This window comes from Pantoea sp. X-Soil-ISGK-285 (genome assembly GCF_059730815.1).
On record NZ_AP035938.1, the window covers coordinates 3,123,472 to 3,147,809 of the forward strand.

Below are 24,338 nucleotides of genomic sequence, written 5' to 3' on the forward strand. Positions count from 1 at the left end.
ATTCATGTCACAGCGTTTTGGGCATCAGGTCGTCAATCAACATGGCCTATAGGTTCGCGCAATGACGTAATCCAACTTGTTCAAGGACTATTTTCAAATATAAATTCTTCCTGAGAGCCCACTGCGACATCGTTTATTGCGTAGTTCCTCTACCCAGTCCATGCACAGCAAATTCCAGTTTAAGTTTGGTACCACTCCCGAGGGCTCTACAGTTTGGATAGTCTCAGACTAAAGCCAGCATGTTACGATGTGGGTAAAACCGTTGGTTATGTTGTTCAGAAAGGGAGCAACACTGCGTATAAAGCAACTAAAATCAGTGACCAGCCCCCAGAATTAAATACAAAACTCAGTTAGTAATGTCGGATCCTTCACTCTCAGAATTACCCTTTCTCCAGCTCGCTGCAAATTCAGACGGCGTCTGATAATTCAGCGTGGAGTGCGGGCGACATTCGTTATAATCCTGACGCCATTCGCTGATGGTTTTCCTGGCATGACTGACGTCGCTGAACCAGTGTTCATTCAGGCATTCATCGCGAAAGCGTCCGTTAAAACTCTCAATAAATCCGTTCTGTGTCGGCTTGCCGGGCTGGATAAGTCGCAGCTCCACTCCATGCTCAAAGGCCCACTGATAGAGCGCGCGGCAGGTAAACTCCGGGCCCTGATCGGTTCTTATCGTAGCCGGATAGCCGCGAAACAGCGCAATAATGTCCAGAATACGCGTGACCTGCACGCCTGAAATCCCGAAGGCAACAGTGACCGTCAGGCATTCCTTTGTGAAGTCATCGACGCAGGTAAGGCACTTGATCCTGCGACCGGTAGCCAGCGCATCCATGAAGAAATCCATCGACCAGGTCATGTTGGGCGCCGCCGGGCGGAGCAGCGGCAGACGTTCTGTTGCAAGCCCTTTACGACGACGTCTGCGTTTAACGCCCCGCCCGTTCAGATGATAAAGGCGGTACACGCGCTTGTGATTACCCAGAAGCCCTTCACGACGCAGTAACTGCCATATGCGGCGGTAGCCAAAACGCCTGCGCTCCAGTGCCAGTTCAGTAATGCGCCCTGATAAATGGGCATCAGCCGCCGGACGCTGAGCGTCATAGCGGCAGGTCGACAGGGACAAACCTGTGAGTCTGCAGGCACGACGTTGTGACAGGCCGGTCGCATCACACATCAACACCACGACTTCGCGCTTCTGGTCTGTCGTCAGTACTTTCGCCCAGGAGCCACCTGAAGCGCCTCCTTATCCAGCATGGCCTCGGCGAGCAGCTTCCTGAGTCTGGCGTTCTCTTCCTCAAGTGACTTCAGGCGCTTAACCTCAGGCACCTCCATGCCGCCATACTTCTTACGCCAGGTATAAAACGTGGCGTCGGAAATGGCGTGCTTACGGCAGAGTTCCCGGGCAGAAACCCCGGCTTCAGCCTCGCGGAGAATACTGATGATCTGTTCGTCGGAAAAACGCTTCTTCATGGGGATGTCCTCATGTGGCTTATGAAGACATTACTAACATCGCGGTGTATTAATCAACGGGGAGCAGGTCAATTGTACCAAGTAACTAAATTTTGTTATAAAAAGCCAACAATCAAACAAATGACACTAACTGATTATGAATAAATTGGATATAAAAAAATGCTATTAGAAGAGGGGTTTACCCCAAAGGAAGTCTCTGTGATACGTCATCATGCTGAGAAAGAAGGTTATCCTTATCCCTGGCTCCTTTCACAGTTAAAGAAAAGATTCATAGTTGCAATGATATTAATAGCAATCCTTCTAGCAGGACTCATTTATACCATTAGCAGTGGTACACAAGAAAACATTGTATCTTATTCGATAACGCTGTTAGCAGGCTTCACAATTCTGTATACTTTCATTCCTTTGAAGCCTGCATACAAAGCATTTAAATTTTTGAGAAAACACTCTCATATTTTATAAAGTCGCTAATGAATATTTTCACTTATTTAATCGAAGAATCGCACTACCTCTTCCCCCTACAGCAATACATTCACCACTAAAGACATCTATATAATATTTAATTGGATTTGGCATGTTTTCCATCATCCATGGAAGATCTTCAGAAAATTTCAAATCTGAGGTTGAAATAACCCAAACAGATTTACCATCAAAAGACGATCTAACAGCCTCATGAAAACGTTCGTCCCAACCATGACCTGTTACCCTTGCATATTCTTTGGCAATTTCAACAGCTTTATTTTCCGATATCATTGCTGAACTCCATACCAAACATTATACATTAACCCTCCAACCACTACTGGCCCCAAAAGAATACCTGCGGTTTCATGCCGCAATAATGTATATGTAATTTCGTAAGTATTTCCAAGAGGGAATTTGAAGCCTTCAATGATATATCCTCTACTCATCCCTCTGGCTCTTAATAAGCCAATAGTTTCAGCAAGTGACTCTTCCAGATATCGTAATATATATGATTTATTATATGCGCTTTGTCTCATGAAAACCCTAAGTTCTCTTAATAAATAGAACTTAGGCGCAATCGCCATGTGTACCTGTTCATGATAAAGAGTTGAAAGCATCTGCAAATATGCGTCTTCTTTCGACACTGCACCAGGATAGTAGTTGCGTCCTACTTCTACGTCCCCCCAGGGTTTTGTGCGTCCCTGAACGACGTCACTATGCTTTGTGATTTTTATCTTAGGAGTATAACGCCAGCCTCCATTGCGAGGCAGGTTCATTTTCCTTCCAATATCGCTGCTGTATCTAGGCATTTTTACTCCCCTGAAAGGAGTTTTAAATGTATCACCAGGCTTCTTCTTTAAAAGAAGTGCGAGGACAGTATTAACGCCTAACAGAGTGATCGCGTCTGCTAAATCCTTAGCAGCAACATCAAGATCTCCTTCGCTACGAGCTGCGTTAGTCTTCGTTGCAAAATCAAACAACTTCTTAGCCGCTTCAAGCGCTACGCCCCCTACTGCTACCCAACCTACAATGAGAAGCACTAAATCAGCGATTTCACCAATCCCAAAAAAGTGCGCACCAGCCCAAACCACGATTACCCCCGCCATAGTTGCTAATGCTGAGGGGGTGACCATAGCAAGAAGCTGTTGACCTACGTCAGATGGTAAAAGCACTGCCGCTTTCGAGATGACTAGTTGTAGCCTTGACTGTATATCGCTAGGGATAACTTCCATTCTCTATCCTCAGTTATATGTTAAGCTGCCTGCAGAATAACTCTTGAATACTGCATTATCCAGTAGTTTTGCTTATCATGTTTGTTTGCTCTGGACGAAGAAGATATATCCACTTATCATTTAGCTTTTCTAAAAATTCATTAAAAACTGACAACATTAAAATATGATTTAAATCAAAAACCCAACCTAACCCTGAATAATAAAAATATAAAAAATCGAGAGTGGTAAGAAAAAGAGCAACTTCCCGCTTTCAATCCCGTTATCAGAAATCTATGTAAATGAAATCTTAAAGCTGACAGAACACGATGCAACAACATGGGCTCAGGAGGAAAGATTTGTCCGTTATCTTGAACGTTATAGAACTGGTCTTCTTAACAATCAGCAATTGCAGGATAAGTAATTAATCCAATACCTCAACGACCTGAAAAGATAAGTAGCTTGATGGCTATGTAGGTGCTAAAGCGAGTGACTCTGTAATGGATACTATCTATGAATACATGGGAATTTGAAGAATGAAGTCGGCTATAATGGTTTTAATCATGCTTCCTTTGGTTTGCTTAGTGGTAAGCGTTTTTTTGTATCCAATGAAAAGGTCTCGCTACAAGGAATTGATCTCAGACTTCCAACAAAAGCATACACTGCCCGCCCCTTACTTGTTGCACTGCAATATAGGATAAATAGGTTCACCTCTAATGACCTATTTTTTATGCGATTAAAAAAAATAAAAAAATTTTCTTTTTAAACAGGAACGACAATGCTTATAACTTTGCACATGAAGGTCAAAATCTAAAAAAAATAAACAATTCAAAACCATTATATTATACATTTTTATTAGGGTTTTTCTGTTGCTTTTCACTTTCCATTATTGCAATACTGATCAAAGCTCAAATAATTTGATCATGTTAATAAAACATTCAGATAGATAATTTTCCATACCATATTTTATGGTTCACCTTAAAATTAGATTGTATAATGAATTCTGTCTCTGGATTAAAACCGGGCGGGCATACGCTTTTAAAGCATATTGGAAAATCACTCCAGGAACTTCATGAAAGAATTATCCAATCCAATGGGGTATTGGATCTATCTGGTTCGTTCTCGTCGCTGGAGATTGCCGAAGCAGCCATATCAAAGGCACTTCATAATAATCGGGAGTGGATAAAACTATGGGCTGCAAGTAAACCACGACATAACATGACGATAAGTTACGATGTGGGTAATACCGTTGGTTATGTTGTTCAGAAAGGGAGCAACACTGCGTATAAAGCAACTAAAATCAGAGTTGCGCTGAAGTATCAGACTTACAATAACAAACCTTATTATATAATTACTTCTTTTCCAGATAAGTGAGTTGATCATGAGCCGTGCACCTCTAGCCCCAAACTTAGATTTATGCATTGTTGGAACACTGAATCAGGACTTCGACGTTATCACTGGCGCTGATACGATGGATGGTGCCATTGATGTAGTCGTTGACGAAGCTTCTCCAGAAGAAAGATGTGATTTACGTAAAGAAATTACTGACTTTCTCAAGCTGTCAGAAGAAGAGATAAAGGAAGAGTTTTCTCAGCGCTGGCAAGATATTTCACCTGATTACGCCAGCAGTTTTTTGCTCTATTTCCTTGAAAGCATCAAAAGATACGATGAAAGATGATGTTGCGTGCGCGCCCATTCGTGAACTGATTGGTAGGTTTGACCTTCGATGTTGCTGTACCTGTTGCTCTTTCTCTGGGGGCTGGAGCAGTTAGAGTTGCAGCCATTCGGACAGGACGCATCAAACTTATTCAACATGAATCAGTAACTGGCCACACGCCCGGAGGCCATGCAATTTTAAAGCATATTGGTAAAACCCAGCATGAACTAGCAGCCCGGTTAAAAAGCACAGAAAATATGGCTCGCCCGCCAAATGCCATTAGCTCTTTCACCAATATAGATCTGGCCGAAAAGTCAGTATCCGATGCCATAAAAGTAAATAAAGAGTGGATAAAGATTTGGGCGGCAAGCAGACCAGGACATAATTTAAATATCAAATATGACACCGGGAAAGCCATTGGTTACTCCCTGTTCAGGGGTAGTCAAAAACTGACTCCGGCAACGAAAGTCAAAGTTATTCTTAAATATGAATTGTACAACGGCAAGCCTTACTATATTCTGACTGCATTCCCGGAGGTTTAAATTATGTTACTCACTACTAATATAGACATTCTGATTGAAGGGACATTAAATCAGGACTTTGATTTTATTACAGGTGCTGACACCATTGATGAAGCTATTGATATTTATACAGCTGAATTAACACTCCAGGATCGTGAAGATCTAAAAGAAGAAGTGATGAACTTTCTGACATATGATGATGAAATGATTAAATCAGAGTTCAGAGACAGGTATATTAACGCCTTTGCACCGGAAGATGGTAAAGGGTTGCTTCTGAGAATACTCGAAAGCATCAACAAGCATAGTGACCATGGCAATGCCTTATAAACGAGCATCGCTGTTCGATGGCTGGTTACCAGAACTTCATCGAACTCCTCAGAGCCCGCGAGATAAACATACTGCGGGCTTTTTGTGTCTGTGTAGCCCTGCGGCCTTCCGTGCGAATGCGCTTCAGGCATGTATATCAACATTTTCTGCAACATCATTACTATACTTCCCCTCCCCACTCCCCCTTTACAGCCCCAACCCAAACACGAAATAATACCCCTCTACGCCGGGCCACAACGCCCTGCCAACGCTTAAACCCAAACTCAACTCTGCGGACACCCTATGAATAACGAAATCTCTCTCAAATACTATGATGTCGCAGATGAGTATGCGACAGAGTCCGCTAAGCCGGTGAGCGAAGCTGAACGTACCCCACTGGCGCATTACTTCCAGCTGCTGATCACCCGTTTGATGAACAACGAAGAGATCAGTGAAGAGTCACAGCAGGATATGGCGCGTGAAGCGGGTATTGATGAGCAGCGTATTGATGAAATTGCCGAGTTCCTGAACCGCTGGGGCAACGAGTAACAGACACTCACCGGCAGACGAGCTTTGCGCAGTCCGCCGGTTAATAGGCCTGACTCAACAACCTGATTCGACACAGCGCCGGTATCCCCGTAACAACGCCCAGTGCTGACAGCCACGTATCTCACGTGGCTGATGTCCGTTCCCTGACCTACCAACCCATCACTTCGTCTTTATCTGCCGCTACACACACTCCATCACACTCGCCTTCATCCGCCACAAAGCCCCCTTCCGCCGCTCACCCTCTGGCGCACCTGAAAATTATCATCCAGACTTATATAGTCTGCGCAGGCATTGTGTTTTACACTGCGCGCTGTAAAAAACTGAGTAGATTAAGCAGGCAAAAATGGCGATGAACGGAACGATCACAACCTGGTTTGAAGATAAAGGTTTTGGCTTTATCAAAGATGAAAACGGTGATAACCGCTATTTTCATGTGATTAAGGTCGCCAATCCTGATCTGATCAAGAAAGATGCGGCGGTGACGTTTGAACCCACCACCAACAACAAGGGCTTATCCGCCTATGCGGTGAAGGTCGCGCCGACAAGCAAATTCATCTATATCGCAGGCGAGCGGCTCAAGATCACCTCGATTAAGTCTTATCTGGTCTACAACGAAGAAGTCCCGGTCGACGCCGGTGTCGATAAAGAGAACGCGGTGTTGTCAGTGGGTCTGTTGCTGAATAATATCCGGCCGAAAACTGACCCGAACGCCAATGAGATGCGCTCGCTGAAAAAGCTGGCGGTCACCACCTTCCAGGGTACGACACTGATCTTCTCTGAAGATGAGATCGACATTGAAAGCACGGTCAAAGTGCTTAAAGGCCTGAAGTAATCCCGAATGCGGGCCGAAATTCTGTTGGCAGGATTTCGGCCTTCAGGCACCTGCCAGCCCGCTATTCAGGCACATTTCTCTGACACGAAATCCCCGCCCACAGGGCTGATACATGACAAAGCGCTCCTCTGGCGGATAAAACCGTCCTGCTCTCCCCTCTAATCCATTGTTTATGATAAAACAAAGGTCAAAAGCGCAGCTCATCAAGGTTCATCCCCACAAAGCGACTTTCCAGGGTAGAATTAGAAACTTTGTTCAGTCATTGCCAATGTTTTCCATCATCGCAAAGTGATACGAAAAGCGGGTGAAATAAGGTATAAAGCCGCATGAAAATCCCAAACAGAATCCAGCCCCTGGTCGATGACGGCCTGATTGACGATGTCCTGCAGCGGCTGAAAAGCGGCAAAGAAGCGGACGTCTATACCGTGCTATGCGGCGGCAAGGTGCAGTGCGCCAAAGTCTATAAAGAAGCGACCCAGCGCAGCTTTAAGCAGGCGGTGCAGTATCAGGAAGGTCGTAAAACCCGCAATAGTCGCAACGCGCGCGCCATGCAGAAAGGCACAAAGTTCGGCCGTAAGCAGCAGGAAGAGTCCTGGCAGACCGCCGAAGTAGATGCCCTGTTCCGCCTGGCGAACGCTGGTGTTCGCGTGCCACAGCCTTATCTCTGCATCGACGGTGTGTTATTGATGGAGCTGGTGACCGATGCCAATGGCTCGGTCGCGCCACGGCTCAGCGATGTCTCTCTGTCTGAAGAGCAGGCAGTGACGGATTTCCACACCATGATCCGCAACATCGTTCGTATGCTCTGTGCCGGTATCGTTCACGGTGACTTATCCGAGTTCAACGTGCTGCTGGATGACCAGGGCCCGGTGATTATCGACCTGCCACAGGCGGTCGATGCGGCGGCCAATAACCATGCCGAGTCGATGTTTGAACGTGACGTGGACAACATCACCTCCTACTACGGCCAGTTCGCTCCGCAGCTGTTGAAGACGCGCTATGCCAAAGAGATCTGGCTGCTCTATGAAGATGGCAAGCTGACGCCGGAAACACCGCTTACCGGGAAGTTTGTGGAAGAGGAGCGCGTAGTCGATATGGATTCTCTGATGGATGAGATCATCACCGCAGAAGATGAATATTACGAGCGCCAGCGCGCCAGCCGTGAGCGCGACGAAGAGTAACTGCATCAATAAAAAAAGGCAGCGAGTCCCCTCGCTGCCTCTCACTTACCGCACTATCACAACGCCATCACCGCACGATGACCGTCAGCGCAATCAGAGTTAAGCCGATGATCATCACGCCGACAAAGACCTTATCGAGCCTGCTTTTTTTCATCTTCTCCTCCCTAGAACCACTGACCAAAGCGACGGATGTAGAAACGCTTCATGCCCTGCGCCACCAGGCAGTAGCTGAACAGTGTCAGCACCAGCCACGGGAAATATTGCCATGGCAGTGGCACCAGACCGACCATCGCACCCAGCGGTGAGAACGGGATCAGGATGCCCAGCGCCATCACCGCCAGCGTAGTCAGCATCACCGGTAAGGTGGCGCGACTCTGGATAAACGGAATCTTCCGGGTACGCAGCATATGCACTACCAGCGTCTGTGACAGCAGCCCCTCAATAAACCAGCCGGACTGGAACAGCGACTGCACGCCTGCATGGTTAGCGCCGAAAACAAACCACATCAGCGCAAAGGTGGTGACGTCAAAAATTGACGAGGTCGGGCCCATCCACAGCATGAAGCGTTTGATGTTGCCGGCATCCCATTTACGCGGCTTATTCAGAAACTCGCGGTCAACCTTGTCCCACGGCAGCGCCAGCTGGGAAACGTCATACATCAGGTTCTGAATCAGCAGATGAATCGACAGCATCGGCAGAAACGGAATAAAGGCACTGGCCACCAGCAGCGAGAAAACGTTGCCGAAGTTGGAGCTGGCGGTCATGTTGAGATACTTGATGATGTTGCCAAAGGTCTCGCGTCCTTTGAGTACACCCTCATTCAGCACCTGTAAATCCTTCTCCAGCAGGATGATGTCCGATGAGGCTTTTGCCACATCCGCCGCGCTGTCCACGGAAATCCCGGTGTCGGCTGCCCGCAGCGCAGGCGCGTCATTAATGCCATCGCCCAGGAACCCGACGGTGTGACCGTTCTGCTGCATCAGCCGCACCAGACGGGATTTCTGCAGCGGCGTCAGCTGAGCAAACAGGGTGCAGCGTTCAGCTTCCTGCGCCAGCTCATCATCGTTCATCGCCTCAATCTGATCGCCGGTCAGCATCGCCGGATCGGTCAGCCCGACATCGGCACAGACCCGCAGCGTCACCAGCGGATTGTCACCGGTCAGCACTTTCACCGTCACACCGCTGTCACGCAGGGCTTTAATCGCTTTGCCCGCGCTGGCTTTAGGCGGATCGCGGAAGGTCAGCATTCCCTGAATAATCAGATCGCGCTCATCACTGTCGCTGAGCGGCGCGTGCATCTCGCCATCACGGGTTGCCACCAGCAGCACGCGATAGCCCTGCTGATGATAGTGTTCAGTCTGCGCCAGCAGCGCCGCGCGCTGTGCCGCATCCAGTGCGACCACCGTGTCGCCCTGCCGCACAGCAATGCTCACTGCCAGCATCTCTTCCACTGCGCCTTTGCAGATCAGTTGTGAACGATGCTGAGTCAGATCTTCCACCAGCACCGACACCCGACGGCGGGTAAAATCAAACGGCAGCTCATCGATCAGCTGGAACTGGCTGCGCTGAGACTGTGAAATGACCTTGTCGCCCGCGCAGAGTAAGGCGCGATCCATCAGGTTTTTCGCGCCACTCTGGCTGCCGCTGTTGAGCCATGCCAGCAGCAGCACCTGTGCATCTTCGTTGCCTCGCGCGTCCAGATGATGCGCCAGCAGGATGGTGTCCTGGGTCAGCGTGCCGGTTTTATCGGTGCAGAGCACATCCATCGCGCCGAGGTTCTGAATGGCGTTGAGCTTTTTAACGATCACTTTGCGACGTGACATCGCAATCGCGCCCTTAGCCAGGTTAGCGCTGACAATCATCGGCAGCATTTCCGGGGTCAGTCCGACCGCGACGGCCAGTGCAAACAGCGTGGCATCCATCCAGTCGCCTTTGGTGAAGCCGTTAATCAGCAGCACCACCGGAACCATCACCAGCATAAAGCGGATCAGCAGCTTGCTGACGCTGTTCACCCCGCGATCAAACGCGGTCTGCGGACGGCTTCCGGTCAGCGATGAGGCCAGGGAGCCGAACCAGGTTTCGCCGCCCGTCGCTACCACGACTGCGCTGGCTGTGCCGCTGGCCACGCTGGTGCCCATCAGGCAGATATTCGGTGATGCCAGCCGCTCCTGAGCGGTCTGACCTCCGGCATCGATACCCGCATCGCAGCTCTGTTTCTCAACCGGCAGCGACTCGCCGGTCAGTACTGCTTCACTGATAAACAGATTACGTGAACTCAGCAGGCGGACATCGGCAGGCACCTGATCGCCGGTGCTGAGCAGAATGATATCGCCCGGCACCAGTTCGCTCATATCCACATCCTGACGCTGCGCGGTTTCGCTGCCCGGCTCACGGCGCAGCACGGTGACCTGGCTGCGCACCAGTGACTTCAGTGCCTGCGCGGCACGGTTGGTGCGAAACTCCTGCCAGAAGCGCAGCAGCCCGCTCAGCATCACCATGGTGAAGATGATGATGACGCCGGAGAGATCGGTCTCCTGACCGGCGCGCAACGGCAGAATATAGTCGGTAAACAGGCTCACCAGCGCCAGGACCAGTAATACGTAGATAAACGGGTTATTAAACGCCATCAGCAGCTGAATCAGCGCGGGTGGCGCTTTCTCATGCGCCACTTCATTACGGCCATACAAAGCCAGTCGTTTCGCCGCCTCAGCCTGGGTCAGGCCCTGACGCTGGCTGCGCAGGTTCGCCAGCGTCATATCAATGTGCTGGTCCGCCTGCTGCGCCACAGCAAACATTTTTTTACTTTTTTTATCATTACGGTTGCCGGATGAAGTGATCGCAACCTGTTCCAGTTTCATGTCGCTCATTTCGACATCTCCCTGATTTAAAGCAATAGTTGTCCTGCACGGGAAATAACGTGCATGGATAAAACCTGGCGTGGCCGGGTTATTTAATGGGGTGACTTTCAGAAACAGTCAGGTTATTCCGCCGGCGCGCTAAATAATGACGCGCGCAGGGTTACCTGACGCCGGTTATACGCGGCGTTTTAAAAGTCTGATATCAGCGATTGGGCGCAGCCTGGGCTACGCCAGACGGGGCGGAGGAAAAAGAGCGAATATAAACAGCAGCATAACGCGCACTCCTGGTGATAGCAGGATTAAAAATAAGGAGCGCGATCGTTAATTAAAGCGGGGATCGCTGCTCGCCGGTTGGCAAGCAGCAGAGGAAACTCAGCTTGCCAGAATAAAGGTTAATCTCGGGTAACTGTCCAACTGAATTCTCCTGAAGTTATCTGCCGCCATTATAAAGAGAGGCCGGCTTCGGTAAAGCAATAACGTATTGAATAACGGTTTCGTTGAGGTTTTGTTTCTGCTCAGGTTGCCGCTTCGGTAACAGCGTGGCGATCTTCTTATAACCTCCAGGTAATGCTTATAACCTTTTGGCATATGATTAGCCCATATTCGACTATTCTTCGCATCGGCCCTTTCGTAAACTCGCGTAACTTTTTAGAGGCAAGGAAATTTCATGAAAACTATAATTCCATCACTGCTGGCGCTGACGCTGGCTGCCGCCTTCACAGCCCAGGCCGCAACACCCAAAGATACGCTGGTGATTGCACAATCAACTGACGACGCAGACAGCTTTGACCCGGCCAAAGGGTTTGAACTGACCAGCGTTCAGGCCTTTACGAACATCTATCAGCGTCTGGTGCAGTCTGACCCGCAGAATCCGGTGGATCTGAAACCCACGCTGGCCACCTCGTGGCAGCCCGGCAGCGACAACCGCAGCCTGACCTTTGAACTGCGTAAAGATGCGAAATTCTCTACCGGCAACCCGCTGCGTCCGGAAGATGTGATCTTCTCGCTGGGCCGCGTGGTGAAACTGAACCTCGATCCCTCTTTCATCCTGACGCAGCTCGGCTGGACCAAAGATAACGTCGATGGCTTCCTGAAGAAAGTCGACGACAATCATGTGCAGATCAGCTGGACCGCCAACGTCAGCCCGACCTACGTCCTGAGCCTGCTCTCTGCTCCGGTTTCATCGATCATTGATGAAAAAACCGCGATGGCGAATCAGAAGAACGGCGATTTCGGTAACGCCTGGCTGGCCACCCACTCGGCGGGCAGCGGCCCGTATCAGATCCGCAAAGTGGTGATGCATCAGGTGGTGCTGCTCAGCGCTAACCCGACTTCACCAGCGGGCGCGCCAAAAATGAAGAACATCCTGATCAAGAACGTGCCTGAACCGGCTGCGCGTCGTCTGCTGCTGGAACAGGGTGATGCCGATATCGCCCGTAACCTGGGTGCCGATCAGATTGCTGCGCTGAACGGCAAACCGGGCGTGAAGACGGAAGCGATTCCCATGGCGTCGCTCTACTACATCCAGTTCAACATCGGCGCGAACGAGACGATGAAGAACCCGGCCTTCTGGGAAGCGGCACGCTACCTGTGGGATTACAAAGGCATCGCCAGTGAGCTGCTTAAAGGCCAGTTCGACGTGCATCAGAGCTTCCTGCCTAAGGGCTTCCTGGGCGCGATCAACGACACGCCATACAGCTACGATCCGGAAAAAGCCAAAGCGATTCTGAAGAAAGCGGGCCTGAACAACGTCACCTTCAAGCTCTCCACCAGCAACCAGCCGCCTTATCTGGATATCGCACAGGCGCTGCAGGGCAGCTTCGCCAAAGCGGGCGTGAAAGTGGAAGTAGTGCCGGGTCTGAGCTCCGAAGTGTCGACCAACGTGAAAGCGCATAAATATGAAGCGACGCTGAACGCCTGGGGCTCCGACTACTTCGATCCCAACACCAATGCCGCCTCGTTTGCTTACAACCCGGAAGATGGCAGCAAAACCATCGCCTTCCGTTCAGACTGGCACATTCCTGAGCTGAACAAGCAGGTGATTGCGGCGACGGCTGAAAGCGATCCGAAGAAACGCGTGGCATTGTATGAAGCGATGCAGCGTGAAGTGATGAAGAACTCACCGTATGTGATTGGGATGCAGGCGAAGAACCTGATCGCCATGCGCGACAACCTGAAAGGCTATGTGCAGGGCATTAACCCTGACATGGTGTATTACTCGCAGGTCACTAAGTAATGGCACAGTCTGTTCCTTCAGCCGGGTTCGCCCGGCTTTTTTGGCAGCGTGGCGGGCGCCTGATCGGTAGCGTACTGTCGCTGCTGGTTACGCTGCTTGGCCTGCTCGCCTTTACCTTTATGCTGTCGCATCTCTCGCCGATCGACCCGGTGCAGCAGATCGCCGGCGATCACGCCAGTGAAGCGACTTATGAGCAGGTGCGTCATGACCTGGGTCTCGACCAGCCGGTGCTGATGCAGTTCTGGCGCTACGTCGAACATCTGGCGCAGGGCGATCTGGGTGTCTCCCGTCTCACCAATCAGTCGGTGAGCGGCGACCTGATGACCACCTTCCCCGCCACCATCGAGCTGGCGACCTGTGCGATGATCTTCGCGGTGGTGTTCGGCGTGACGCTGGCGCTGCTGGCCGCCTGGAAACCGGGCAGCTGGATCGATAATCTCGCCCGCTTTGTCTCGCTGCTGGGCTACTCGGTGCCGGTGTTCTGGCTCGGCCTGCTGGGCCTGCTGCTCTTTTATGCGGTGCTGCACTGGTCCGCCGGACCGGGACGGCTGGATGATATCTGGGTCTATACCCTGGAGCCGAAGACCGGCTTTGTGCTGATCGACAGCTGGCTGTCGGGTGAACCAGAGATGTTCCGCAATGCAATTGCGCACCTCTGGCTGCCGGTGGTGATCCTCGGCCTGCTGGCGATGGCGGGCATTACCCGCCTGCTGCGTGCTGCGCTGCTGGAAGAGAGCAGCAAAGAGTATGTGGTGCTGGCGCGTGCTAAAGGCGCGGGTCGGGTGCGCATCCTGCTGCGCCATATCTTCCCCAACGTGCTGGGCACGCTGGTCACGGTGATCGCCCTCTCCTACGCTACGCTGCTGGAAGGCTCGGTGCTGACCGAAACCGTCTTCGCCTGGCCAGGTGTGGGTCGCTATATGACCAATGCGCTGTTCTCCGGCGATGTGCCGGCGATTCTGGGCTCAACCCTGTTAATCGGCAGCTGCTTTATCCTAATTAACACCCTGGCGGATGTTTTAACCTGGTTAACCGATCCGAGAACCCGATGACGCAACAACTCTCTGAACTCGAAACGCTGCGACCACGCCGTCGCCGTCAACGCGTTACCTCGTTAACCGTTGGGCTGACGCTGGTGGCGATTCTTATCCTGATGGCACTGCTGGCGCCGCTGATTGCGCCGTTCGATCCGAACGTGCAGACCATGTCGAGCCGTCTGCTGGCGCCGTCGGCACAGCACTGGTTCGGCACCGACGGCTTTGGCCGCGATCTGCTGTCGCGCGTGATTTACGGCGCGCGTCCGACCCTGCTGCTGGTGTCGCTGATTCTGGTGCTGACCATTCCGGCCGGGCTGCTGATCGGCATCACCGCCGGTTACGTAGGCGGCTGGACCGAACGCCTGCTGATGCGCATTACCGATATCTTTCTGTCACTGCCCAACCTGGTGATCGCGCTGGCGCTGGTGGCGATTCTCGGCCCTGGCCTGATGAACGGCGCGCTGGCACTGGCACTGACCAGCTGGCCGCCGTTTGCCCGTCAGGCACGCGCTGAAACCCTGGCACTGCGCCGCAGCGACTACCTTGCCGCCGCGCGGATGCAGGGGATTACGGGCTTTCGCCTGATGTTCGGTCATATCCTGCCGCTCTGCATGCCGACGGCGGTAGTCCGCGCCGCCCTGAGCCTGGGCGGGATTATCCTGGCTGCGGCCGGACTCGGTTTCCTCGGTATGGGCGTTCAGCCGCCGACGGCGGAATGGGGTTCGATGGTGGCCGAAGGCAGTAAAGTCATTTTTGATCAGTGGTGGGTTGCTGCTGCACCGGGCGCGGCGATTCTGTTTGCCAGCCTGGCCTTTAACCTGACAGGCGATGGCCTGCGCGACCGACTGGATACCCGTCATGCAAAATAATCTGCTCCATGCCGAGGGGCTGACCATTCGCAGCGACGATGCGCTGCTGGTCGACAACATCAGTTTTTCCGTGGGCCGCGAGCGCGTGGCGCTGGTCGGTGAGTCCGGTTCCGGCAAGTCACTGACCGCCCGCAGCCTGATGGGCTTACTCTCGCCCGCGCTGCATCTTCAGGCCAGCCAGCTTCAGGTGGCCGGTGAAAATGCGCTGACGCTAAGCGAGCGTCACTGGAACCAGCTGCGCGGTAACCGCGTGGCGATGGTGATGCAGGACCCGAAGTATGCCCTTAACCCGACGCGCACCATTGGCTGGCAGGTGGAAGAGCCGCTGATCCTGCATCGCCGCCTGAGCCGTGCCGAGCGCAAAGAGAAAGTGTGTGAAATGCTGGATGCGGTCGGCCTGCCCGATCCGCGTCGTCTGATGCAGCAGTATCCGCATCAGCTCTCTGGCGGTATGGGCCAGCGCGTGATGCTGGCGATCGCCCTGATTACCGATCCGGACTTCCTGATCGCCGATGAACCGACCTCCGCGCTGGATCATGCCATGCGCGATCAGGTGCTGGCGCTGATCCGCGGTCTGGTGGAGGCGCGCAACATGGGTCTGCTGCTAATCAGCCATGATTTGCAGCAGGTTTCAGAACATTGCGAGCGGGTGATGGTGATGTATAAAGGCCGGTTGCTGGATACACTGCCCGCCGCCGATCTGCCGCACGCTACCCATCCCTACACCCGCACGCTGTGGGCCTGCCGTCCGGGCAAAGCGACCCACGGACAGACTTTACCGGTGCTGGACCGCGCTGCGCTGGAGGCGAATGATGATTAAGCTGCAGGATCTAAGCGTCGCCCACAAACAGGGTTACGAGCTGCGCACCGTGGTGCATGAGGTTAACCTGGAGGTTAACGCTGGCGAGTGTTTTGGTCTGGTGGGTCCGTCAGGCTGCGGCAAGTCGTCGCTGCTGTGGGTGCTGGCAGGTCTGAACCCACACTGGCAGGGTCAGATGCAGCTTGCCGGTCACGAAGTTCAGCCGGGTAAAGCTTTCACCGGCGCGCTGCGTCAGGAAGTGCAGATGGTGTTTCAGGATCCCTATGCCTCGCTGCATCCGCGTCACCGGCTGCGTCGCACGCTGGCGGAGCCGCTGAAGCTGCTGAAACGCGACAATATCAACGATCGTATCGATCAGGGCTTCCGTCACGTCGGACTCGATCCCGCTATGGCGGATCGCTATCCGCATCAGCTCTCCGGCGGTCAGCGTCAGCGCGTCGCCATCGTGCGCGCCCTGCTGCTGCAGCCGAAGATCCTGCTGCTGGATGAGCCGACGTCGGCGCTGGATATGTCAGTGCAGGCGGAGATCCTCAATCTGCTCAACGATCTGAAACAGCAGGATGGCCTGACCATGGTGCTGGTGAGCCACGATCCCGACGTGATCGATCACATGTGCGATCGCGCCGTGCACATGTCGCAGGGTCGCATCATCGAACAGATCTCTGCCTGAAATCAGGCCGGACGGTGTTCACCTGCCGTCCGGCGCTGCTGCATCCGCCGCGCCTTTCTGTAACATCCCCTTCTTCCGCCATTAGCGTCATCCTCTCCATTGCCAGAACGGCGCGCTGTTCTCTTCCTCTGAGTCATTAGATTGCCACGCGACGCTGTAAACCTTTACAGGCTGAAGCAGGCACGCGAATGCGATAGCGCAAAACGCAGCGGCTGGCTGATGCGGTATACTCGCGACCATTATTTCATGAGAGGAAAAAGCAATGACGGTAAAACTACGTCCGCTGGAACGGGAAGACCTGCACTTTGTCCATCAGCTGGATAACAACGCCAGCGTGATGCGTTACTGGTTTGAGGAGCCGTATGAGGCGTTTGTGGAGCTGTCCGATCTCTACAACAAGCACATTCACGATCAGACCGAACGTCGCTTTGTGGTCGAGCACAGCGGGCAGAAAGCGGGATTAGTGGAACTGGTGGAAATCAACCATGTGCACCGCCGCGCCGAGTTTCAGATCATTATCGATCCTGCCCATCAGGGCAAAGGACTGGCAACCCAGGCGGCAAAACTGGCGATGGATTACGGCTTCTCGGTGCTGAATCTCTACAAGCTCTACCTGATTGTCGATCAGGAGAACGAAAAAGCGATCCACATCTACACCAAGCTCGGCTTCGAGATCGAAGGCGTGCTTAAACATGAGTTTTTCATCAACGGTGAGTACCGCAACACCATCCGCATGTGCATTTTCCAGCATCAGTATCTGGAACGCCATAAAACGCCAGGCGGAATGGTGAAGCCGACCGCGCAGTAATCAGCCGCGCGCGCCAACCGGGTTCATAAAGGGACGCGGGTGTTCAGGCTTAAGGTCGTACATGCCGCCATAGAAGGGATCGACCAGCAGCCAGCCGGGGAAGCCACCCAGCGGGATATTGCCAAGCAGATACCACAGGTTAGCGCGTGCCTCGATAGGCACCGTGACCGGCACGTAGCCCGGACTTTCCAGCATCAGCAGGTAGTGCTTTTTGCCGAAGTAGCGGCCGGTAGATTTTTCCAGTTCAACGGTCTGCGGCGTGAAACCCTGCGCAACCGCATAGCCACGCTCATCCTGCACGGTAAAGCGCGCGCCCTGCGGCAAGGAGTCGATGCGCACCAGTTGGGTTTCATTGCCGACAATGGTGGCACAGCCGCTAAGCAGCAGCGCGGCGGCCAGGGCCAGAATTCGCTGTTTCATGAAGGGGTCCACAGAGTGATCAGTGATCAGAGTGTAGACCGCCCTCTCCGCCTCAATCGGGCTATCATCGCCCGATTCAGCCAGCTTATTGCGGTTGACAAGCGCGGGCGATAGCCGCGATGTCGTTGGGTGAGGTGCGACAGCAGCCGCCAATCAGCTTCGCGCCCGCCTGCTGCCACTCTGCCAGCTTGTCATGCAACGTGCAGCCTGATGGCGCTGAGTGCCAGGTTTTGCTGCCAGCATCATACTGCTCGCCGGAGTTGGGATAGACCACCAGCGGCTTGTCGGTCAGCTTCTGCAACTGCTGCAGCGCAGGCGTCACGCTCTCAAGTGCCACGCAGTTGATTCCCAGAGCCACCACCTGCGGCTGCTGATTCAGCCAGCTCACGACGTCTGACAGCGGCGTGCCGTCGCTGATGTGTCCGGCGTCACGCAGGGTAAACGAGAACCAGGCGCGGCCTTCAGGAAATTCAGCCAGCAGCTTCACCAGCGCCTGCGCTTCGGCAAACGAAGGCAGGGTTTCGCAGGCCAGCAGATCGGCACCCGCCGCCAGCAGCGCCTGTACGCGTGGGCGGTGAAACGCCATCATCTCCGCTTCCGGCAACGCATAGTCGCCGCGATATTCCGAACCATCCGCCAGGAAGGCGCCATAGGGACCGACCGATCCCGCTACCAGCAGCGTTTTTGCGTCGGGCCGGACCGCCAGATAATCGTGACGGGCGCGTCGCGCCAGCTCGACGCTCTGCGCGATCAACGCCAGTGACTCCGCCTCATCAAGGCCACGTGTGGCAAAGCCCTGCGGCGTCGCCTGATAGCTGGCGGTAATGGCACAGCGCGCGCCGGCGACAAAATAGTCGTAGTGCACCTGATAGATCAGTTCAGGATTTTCCATCAGCACCTTAGCTGACCATAACGCATCGGCCAGATGACAGCCGCGGGCTTCCAGCTCGGTGGCCAGGGCACCATCCAGAATCAGCAGTGGCGACTCCGTTAAAGCCTGCGCGACAGGGTTATACGACATCATTGGCCTCCTCAGGCTTCGGGGATGATTTGTGGGTCAGATGGTAAGCGGCATAGCAGAACAGCACAAACGGGATGCCACACCACAGCGCGATACGCTGGGTCGGATCAAACGCCAGACCGACACAGGCCAGCAGGCAGAGCAGGAAACCCAGCACCGGCGTCAGCGGATAGAGCGGCGCACGGTAGGCCAGATCGGCCAGCGATTTGCCCTGCTGAAGATGACGACGACGGAAAACAAAATGCGAAGCGCAGATGCTGAGCCAGACGGCTACCACCGCAAAGCCGGAGATGGCCGACAGCGCCACAAACACCGTGTCGGGCGCGACCACGCTGGAGACCAGCGCCAGCAGACCACCCACCATGCTGACGGTGATCGCCAGCATCGGCACGCCGCGCTTGTTCACCCGGGCAAAGGCGCGCGGCAGCGTATTTTCATTGGCCAGCGACCAGAGCATCCGCCCGGAGGCATAGAGTCCGGAGTTGGCCGCAGACAGGATAGCGGTCAGGATCACAAAGTTAATAATGTCAGCCGCCCACGGGATGCCGATCTTTTCGAAGACCAGCACGAACGGGCTTTTCACGATACCCGCCTGATCCATAGGAATCAGCGCCGCCAGCACAAATACCGTGCCGATGAAGAAGATAATCAGCCGGGCCACGGTAGTACGGATCGCCAGCGGCAGCACTTTCTCCGGCTGCTGGGTTTCACCGGCCGCAATACCGATCAGCTCGGTGCCGGAAAAAGCGAAGTTGACTGCCACCATGGTCATCAGAATCGGCAGTACACCGTTAGGCAGCCAGCCGTGCGCCGTCAGGTTGCTCAGGCCCGGTGCGGGCGTGCCATCCTTCATCGGGATAAACCCAAACATCGCCGCACCCCCGAGCACGATAAAGGCGACGATCGTTACCACCTTAATCAGCGAGAACCAGAACTCCCCTTCGGCGAAGAAGCGGGTTGAGATAACGTTCAGCAGATAGATGGCGCAGCAGAAGACCAGGCACCAGATCCATACCGGGATCTGCGGGAACCAGTACTGCATACAGAAGCCCGCCGCCGTCAGGCTGGAGCCAAGGGCGACGGTCCAGGTGAGCCAGTAGAGCCAGGCCACGGTGTAGCCGGTTGCCGGGCTGAGATAGCGTGCGGCATAGACGTGGAACGCGCCGGTTTCCGGCATCGCCACCGAGAGTTCGCCCAGACAGACCATCACCAGCCAGACCACCAGCGCGCCAATCAGATAGGCGAGCAGCGTCCCCGCCGCCCCGGTGGTGGAAATGATGTAGCCGGTATTAAAAAACAGGCCGGTGCCGATTACGCCGCCCAGCGATAACATCACCAGATGGCGCACTTTCATGGTGCGTTTAAATTGTTCCTGCGAGGGAGTTGGCTGTTCGCTCATCACTTTTATCCGTATGGACGTCTAAACATCTATAATGGACAGTTTTATACGCGTCACAGCCGGTAATTGCAACGGCAGGGAAACAGGGAAGAGGTAAAGGCGGTTCAGTGCCCCGTCGCGGCGGGGCCTGATGCGTTAGCCGAAAACGCTTTGAATATAACGTTCCAGCGCCATGCGGGAACTAAATCCGTGCGGGATGCCGTAGTGTTCCTGTGAATCACCCGCCAGGTAGAGAGGGAATTGGGTGTAGTGATCGCAGGTCTTCATTTCTGAAGCAGGTTCAGCGAACGGCTGGCTCTTCTCTTTCAGTGTCGGGTGAATGACGAGTGCCATGCGCCCCATGCGCGCTTCGCGATTCACATAAACATAGTTCTCTCCACGGCGATAACCATAGGCCCGTGGGGTAATTTCATCGACTTCGAAACCCGCTTTTTCCAGTACGCGCGCTACCTCATCTGGTCGTAAATACATGCTCGATCCTCTCCTCTTTCAAAAGCTTCGCAACCTTACAACAGCATGACAGAGTGGGCATTCGGAATTTTCCCTAAAGAACACTCCCGCGTCTCGTTTATCTCAAGGTCGTCTACACTAGTATTACGTTTTTAAATCAAAGGGAGCTAAAAAATGTTTAATCGCACTGTAAAAAACGATGACATTGATATTAATCAGGATGTTAACGAACTGGCCGATTCACTGGAAGCGCTGCTGAAATCTTACGGCAGTGACGCCAAAGACGAAGTGGATTCTGCACGCAGTCAGGCAGAAAAGCTGCTGAAACAGACCCGCTCCAGACTGAACGGCGGCAGCAACCGTGTCTCACAGGTTGCCCGTGATGCCAGTGCACAGGTTGACACCTATGTCCATGACAAGCCATGGCACGGTGTTGGTATCGGTGCCGCTTTCGGTATCGTAGTGGGTGTGCTGCTGGCTTCACGCCGCTAAGCTCAACTCCAAAAAATCTCCTGAGCCCTGCCCTGTGCGGGGCTTTTTTATGCCCTTTTTCTGGCCGATGACATTTACAAAAGATTTTTCCAGGCTGCAGGGCGCATCCCTGCTGGCTTTGCCGCTGTTGCGCAAATGCAAATCATAAAACCCTATATCTGGTGGGCTTGACCCACAAAACCACTACATCTAGTATTTATCTCATCAGCACGACACCAAATGTTCGTCACAATGAAGCCCGCAACCTGCCGCGTCTGCTTTGTTTTCGGGCATCAGAACCGCATATAGAGGGAAATACGAATCATGCGCATTATTATTTACACTAAAGATAACTGTGTCCAGTGCACGGCAACCAAAAATGCGATGGACCGTCAGGGTCTCGCCTATCAGCTTATCAATCTCGACAGCCAGCCCGAGGCGATCGACAACCTGAAATCACTGGGTTACCGCCAGGTACCGGTCGTGATGGCAGATAACGATCACTGGAGCGGTTTCCGCCCGGACAAAATCGCCACGCTGCGCTCGCTTTCTGCTGTCGGGGGATAAACACATGTTCCCGCTGGTCTATTTTTCCAGCCAGTCGGAAAACACCCACCGGTTTGTGACGCGCCTCGGCCTGCCTGCCCGGCGCATCCCGCTTGATGCCCGGCAACAACTGCATATCGACCAGCCCTATATTCTGGTCGTGCCCAGCTATGGCGGTGGCAGCAGTCGCGGTGCGGTGCCCGGTCAGGTGATTCAGTTTCTTAATGATGAGGCGAACCGACGCGGCATTCGTGGCGTGATCGCAGCGGGCAACCGTAACTTCGGTGCCGGTTACTGCCTGGCGGGCAGCATCATTGCAAATAAATGTCAGGTTCCCTGCCTCTACCGCTTCGAGCTGATGGGAACGCCTGACGATATCGCGAAAGTTAAAGCGGGAGTAACCCAATTTTGGCAACAACAGACACCCTCAACGGCGTGACGCTCGATTATCACGCCCTTAATGCCATGCTCAATCTCTACGACGCCGAGGGCCGCATCCAGTTCGACAAGGATCGCGAAGCGACACGTCAGTTTTATCTGCAGCATGTGCAACCCAATACCGTCCCCTTCAATAGCTGCGCTGAGCGTTTACGCTATCTGGTAGCAGAGAGCTATTACGAAGCGGAAGTGCTGAACCAGTACGATTTTTCGTTCCTGCTTGCGCTGCATGAGGTGGCGGAGAACTGGGGATTTGAGTTCAAAACCTTTCTCGGTGCCTGGAAGTACTACACCAGCTACACTCTGAAGACCTTCGACGGCAAACGCTATCTGGAAACCTTCGAACAGCGCGCCTGCATGGTGGCGCTGACGCTGGCTCAGGGCGATGAAAAGCTTGCGCGGGCCCTGCTGGAGGAGATCCTCAGCGGCCGTTTCCAGCCCGCTACACCAACCTTCCTGAACTGCGGCAAACAGCAACGCGGTGAGCTGGTCTCCTGCTTCCTGCTGCGCATCGAAGACAATATGGAGTCGATTGGTCGCGCCGTGAATTCGGCACTGCAGCTCTCAAAGCGCGGCGGCGGCGTCGCCTTTTTGCTGTCGAACCTGCGTGAGTCCGGTGCGCCAATCAAACGTATTGAAAATCAGTCGTCGGGCGTTATCCCGGTGATGAAAATGCTGGAGGATGCCTTCTCTTATGCGAATCAGCTTGGCGCGCGTCAGGGCGCTGGCGCGGTGTGGCTCAATGCGCACCATCCCGATATTTTCCGCTTCCTTGATACCAAGCGCGAAAACGCCGATGAGAAGATCCGCATCAAAACCCTGTCGCTGGGCGTAGTGATCCCCGATATCACCTTCCAGCTGGCAAAAGAGAACAAACCGATGGCGCTGTTCTCGCCTTACGACGTTGAATGGATCTACGGTCAGGCCTTTGGCGATATCAGCATCAGCGAGAAATATGACGAGATGCTGGCCGACGACCGCATCCGTAAAACCTATATTCAGCCACGCGACTTCTTCCAGACGCTGGCTGAGATTCAGTTTGAGTCGGGCTATCCCTACATCATGTATGAGGACAGCGTGAACCGCAGTAACCCGATTGCCGGTCGCATTAACATGAGCAACCTCTGCTCTGAGATCCTGCAGGTGAACAGTGCCAGCGAGTACAATGACGATCTCAGCTATCGCCGGATCGGCAAAGATATCTCCTGTAATCTCGGCTCACTGAACATTGCGCACGCCATGGATTCACGCGATCTGGCGCGTACCGTGGATGTGGCGATCCGCGCCCTGACCTCGGTGTCGATGATGAGCGAAATTGGCTCGGTGCCCTCGGTCGCCGAAGGCAATCGCCGTTCGCACGCCATTGGCCTGGGTCAGATGAACCTGCACGGCTATCTGGCGCGGGAAGGCATCGCCTACGGTTCACCGGAAGCGCTGGATTTCACCAATCTCTACTTCTACTGCATCACCTATTATGCGCTGCGCACCTCTAATCAGCTGGCACAGGAGCGTCAGCAGACCTTCGATGGCTTTGCGGAATCGCAGTACGCCAGCGGTGTCTACTTCGATAAGTATCTGCAGCGCGAATGGCTGCCGCGCACGCAACGGGTAGCGACGCTGTTTGCGGATGCCGGACTGACGCTGCCGACACAGGCGGACTGGCAGGCACTGCGCGACGCGGTGATGCAGCACGGGCTGTTTAATCAGAACCTGCAGGCGATCCCGCCAACCGGTTCAATCTCCTACATTAACCATGCCACCTCCAGCATCCATCCGATTGTCTCCCCTATCGAGATCCGCAAAGAGGGCAAAACCGGCCGCGTCTACTATCCCGCGCCGTTTATGACCAATGAGAATATCCATCTCTATCAGGATGCGTATCAGATTGGGCCGGAAGCGATTATTGATACCTACGCAGAAGCGACTCAGCATGTCGATCAGGGCCTGTCGCTGACGCTGTTCTTCCGCGATGACGTCTCGACCCGTGACATCAACAAAGCGCAGATTTACGCGTGGAAAAAAGGCATCAAAACGCTCTATTACATTCGACTGCGCCAGATGGCGCTTCAGGGCACGGAGGTTCAGGGTTGCGTCTCATGCTCCCTGTGATGA

General features: G+C 53.7%; 26 protein-coding genes. 17 read left to right on the plus strand and 9 right to left on the minus strand.

The annotated features are described in order from the left end of the window. Positions 1 to 346: 346 nt before the first annotated feature. The 3 genes from AC6I8B_RS14710 to AC6I8B_RS14720 form a co-directional block, all read right to left on the minus strand. Positions 347 to 1,467 (minus strand): IS3 family transposase gene (locus tag AC6I8B_RS14710; protein ID WP_157352785.1). Its coding sequence is split into 2 segments (ribosomal slippage): positions 347 to 1,209 and positions 1,209 to 1,467, totalling 1,122 coding nucleotides; the frame shifts between segments, so codons are not numbered across the junction. Positions 1,468 to 1,947: 480 nt separating this feature from the next. Beyond that, positions 1,948 to 2,220, minus strand: coding sequence for a hypothetical protein (locus AC6I8B_RS14715; protein WP_128088276.1), 273 nt, complete (start codon positions 2,218 to 2,220; stop codon positions 1,948 to 1,950). Beyond that, positions 2,217 to 3,161, minus strand: coding sequence for a hypothetical protein (locus AC6I8B_RS14720; RefSeq protein ID WP_157352786.1), 945 nt, complete (start codon positions 3,159 to 3,161; stop codon positions 2,217 to 2,219). Before AC6I8B_RS14720 ends, AC6I8B_RS14715 begins: the two co-directional genes overlap by 4 nt. 972 nt (positions 3,162 to 4,133) lie before the next feature. Between AC6I8B_RS14720 and AC6I8B_RS14725 the strand changes: the two genes are divergently transcribed. The 7 genes from AC6I8B_RS14725 to AC6I8B_RS14755 all read left to right on the plus strand — a co-directional run bounded on the left by AC6I8B_RS14725 (position 4,134) and on the right by AC6I8B_RS14755 (position 8,183). After that, complete coding sequence (locus tag AC6I8B_RS14725; RefSeq protein WP_232526432.1) at positions 4,134 to 4,511, plus strand: RNase A-like domain-containing protein; 378 nt, start codon at positions 4,134 to 4,136, stop codon at positions 4,509 to 4,511. A 7-nt stretch (positions 4,512 to 4,518) separates the two neighbouring features. Beyond that, positions 4,519 to 4,815, plus strand: coding sequence for a contact-dependent growth inhibition system immunity protein (locus AC6I8B_RS14730; RefSeq protein WP_031292167.1), 297 nt, complete (start codon positions 4,519 to 4,521; stop codon positions 4,813 to 4,815). A gap of 38 nt (positions 4,816 to 4,853) precedes the next feature. Further along, positions 4,854 to 5,336 (plus strand): RNase A-like domain-containing protein, encoded by a 483-nt coding sequence (locus tag AC6I8B_RS14735; protein ID WP_232526433.1) that lies wholly within the window; start codon positions 4,854 to 4,856, stop codon positions 5,334 to 5,336. A gap of 3 nt (positions 5,337 to 5,339) precedes the next feature. Beyond that, a complete protein-coding gene (locus tag AC6I8B_RS14740) occupies positions 5,340 to 5,642 on the plus strand; it encodes a contact-dependent growth inhibition system immunity protein (protein WP_157352788.1) in 303 nt (100 codons plus the stop codon). A 282-nt stretch (positions 5,643 to 5,924) separates the two neighbouring features. Then, entirely contained in the window at positions 5,925 to 6,170 is a 246-nt protein-coding gene (locus AC6I8B_RS14745) for a YmjA family protein (RefSeq protein WP_010672163.1), read from the plus strand. A gap of 343 nt (positions 6,171 to 6,513) precedes the next feature. After that, positions 6,514 to 7,002 carry a cold-shock protein gene (locus AC6I8B_RS14750; RefSeq protein WP_157352790.1) on the plus strand — a complete coding sequence of 163 codons (489 nt, stop codon included), beginning with the start codon at positions 6,514 to 6,516 and terminating at the stop codon, positions 7,000 to 7,002. 326 nt (positions 7,003 to 7,328) lie between these two features. Continuing rightward, entirely contained in the window at positions 7,329 to 8,183 is an 855-nt protein-coding gene (locus AC6I8B_RS14755) for a PA4780 family RIO1-like protein kinase (RefSeq protein WP_010257738.1), read from the plus strand. Positions 8,184 to 8,250: 67 nt separating this feature from the next. Here AC6I8B_RS14755 and mgtU read toward each other — a convergent pair whose 3' ends face one another. Together mgtU and mgtA are read right to left on the minus strand one after the other, a co-directional pair. Further along, entirely contained in the window at positions 8,251 to 8,337 is an 87-nt protein-coding gene (gene mgtU / locus AC6I8B_RS14760; protein ID WP_350029534.1) for a magnesium transporter protection protein MgtU, read from the minus strand. 10 nt (positions 8,338 to 8,347) lie between these two features. Further along, positions 8,348 to 11,050 (minus strand): magnesium-translocating P-type ATPase, encoded by a 2,703-nt coding sequence (mgtA, locus tag AC6I8B_RS14765; RefSeq protein ID WP_157352792.1) that lies wholly within the window; start codon positions 11,048 to 11,050, stop codon positions 8,348 to 8,350. 658 nt (positions 11,051 to 11,708) lie between these two features. Between mgtA and AC6I8B_RS14770 the strand changes: the two genes are divergently transcribed. The 6 genes from AC6I8B_RS14770 to speG all read left to right on the plus strand — a co-directional run bounded on the left by AC6I8B_RS14770 (position 11,709) and on the right by speG (position 17,481). After that, the gene (locus AC6I8B_RS14770) at positions 11,709 to 13,277 is read left to right on the plus strand and encodes an ABC transporter substrate-binding protein (RefSeq protein WP_157352794.1); all 1,569 of its coding nucleotides are present in this window, start codon (positions 11,709 to 11,711) and stop codon (positions 13,275 to 13,277) included. Beyond that, complete coding sequence (locus tag AC6I8B_RS14775) at positions 13,277 to 14,329, plus strand: ABC transporter permease (protein ID WP_010257745.1); 1,053 nt, start codon at positions 13,277 to 13,279, stop codon at positions 14,327 to 14,329. The genes AC6I8B_RS14770 and AC6I8B_RS14775 overlap by 1 nt, the downstream gene beginning before the upstream one ends. Further along, positions 14,326 to 15,183: an ABC transporter permease gene (locus tag AC6I8B_RS14780; protein ID WP_010257750.1), complete on the plus strand. Its 858-nt coding sequence runs from the start codon at positions 14,326 to 14,328 to the stop codon at positions 15,181 to 15,183. Before AC6I8B_RS14775 ends, AC6I8B_RS14780 begins: the two co-directional genes overlap by 4 nt. Next, the gene (locus tag AC6I8B_RS14785) at positions 15,173 to 16,003 is read left to right on the plus strand and encodes an ABC transporter ATP-binding protein (protein ID WP_031594057.1); all 831 of its coding nucleotides are present in this window, start codon (positions 15,173 to 15,175) and stop codon (positions 16,001 to 16,003) included. Before AC6I8B_RS14780 ends, AC6I8B_RS14785 begins: the two co-directional genes overlap by 11 nt. Continuing rightward, on the plus strand, positions 15,996 to 16,673 hold the full coding sequence (locus AC6I8B_RS14790; RefSeq protein WP_154210726.1) for an ABC transporter ATP-binding protein: 678 nt from the start codon (positions 15,996 to 15,998) through the stop codon (positions 16,671 to 16,673). The genes AC6I8B_RS14785 and AC6I8B_RS14790 overlap by 8 nt, the downstream gene beginning before the upstream one ends. 262 nt (positions 16,674 to 16,935) lie before the next feature. Beyond that, positions 16,936 to 17,481 carry a spermidine N1-acetyltransferase gene (speG, locus tag AC6I8B_RS14795; protein ID WP_003850356.1) on the plus strand — a complete coding sequence of 182 codons (546 nt, stop codon included), beginning with the start codon at positions 16,936 to 16,938 and terminating at the stop codon, positions 17,479 to 17,481. Here speG and AC6I8B_RS14800 read toward each other — a convergent pair whose 3' ends face one another. From AC6I8B_RS14800 to AC6I8B_RS14815, 4 genes are all read right to left on the minus strand, one after another. Beyond that, positions 17,482 to 17,901 (minus strand): hypothetical protein, encoded by a 420-nt coding sequence (locus AC6I8B_RS14800; protein ID WP_010257757.1) that lies wholly within the window; start codon positions 17,899 to 17,901, stop codon positions 17,482 to 17,484. 85 nt (positions 17,902 to 17,986) lie between these two features. Further along, positions 17,987 to 18,922 (minus strand): homocysteine S-methyltransferase, encoded by a 936-nt coding sequence (mmuM, locus tag AC6I8B_RS14805; RefSeq protein WP_157352964.1) that lies wholly within the window; start codon positions 18,920 to 18,922, stop codon positions 17,987 to 17,989. Further along, positions 18,912 to 20,321: an S-methylmethionine permease gene (mmuP, locus tag AC6I8B_RS14810; protein WP_033758676.1), complete on the minus strand. Its 1,410-nt coding sequence runs from the start codon at positions 20,319 to 20,321 to the stop codon at positions 18,912 to 18,914. The genes mmuM and mmuP overlap by 11 nt, the downstream gene beginning before the upstream one ends. A gap of 135 nt (positions 20,322 to 20,456) precedes the next feature. Next, positions 20,457 to 20,792, minus strand: coding sequence for a DUF2002 family protein (locus AC6I8B_RS14815; protein WP_003850360.1), 336 nt, complete (start codon positions 20,790 to 20,792; stop codon positions 20,457 to 20,459). A gap of 153 nt (positions 20,793 to 20,945) precedes the next feature. On the opposite strand from AC6I8B_RS14815, the gene AC6I8B_RS14820 reads away from it, so the two are divergent. From AC6I8B_RS14820 to nrdE, 4 genes are all read left to right on the plus strand, one after another. Further along, positions 20,946 to 21,263 carry a DUF883 family protein gene (locus AC6I8B_RS14820; protein WP_010257764.1) on the plus strand — a complete coding sequence of 106 codons (318 nt, stop codon included), beginning with the start codon at positions 20,946 to 20,948 and terminating at the stop codon, positions 21,261 to 21,263. Positions 21,264 to 21,566: 303 nt separating this feature from the next. Beyond that, positions 21,567 to 21,809 carry a glutaredoxin-like protein NrdH gene (gene nrdH, locus AC6I8B_RS14825; RefSeq protein WP_003850362.1) on the plus strand — a complete coding sequence of 81 codons (243 nt, stop codon included), beginning with the start codon at positions 21,567 to 21,569 and terminating at the stop codon, positions 21,807 to 21,809. 4 nt (positions 21,810 to 21,813) lie between these two features. Further along, positions 21,814 to 22,227, plus strand: coding sequence for a class Ib ribonucleoside-diphosphate reductase assembly flavoprotein NrdI (gene nrdI, locus AC6I8B_RS14830; RefSeq protein ID WP_010257771.1), 414 nt, complete (start codon positions 21,814 to 21,816; stop codon positions 22,225 to 22,227). Beyond that, a complete protein-coding gene (gene nrdE / locus AC6I8B_RS14835; RefSeq protein ID WP_157352796.1) occupies positions 22,197 to 24,335 on the plus strand; it encodes a class 1b ribonucleoside-diphosphate reductase subunit alpha in 2,139 nt (712 codons plus the stop codon). Before nrdI ends, nrdE begins: the two co-directional genes overlap by 31 nt. The last annotated feature ends 3 nt before the right edge of the window (positions 24,336 to 24,338 follow it).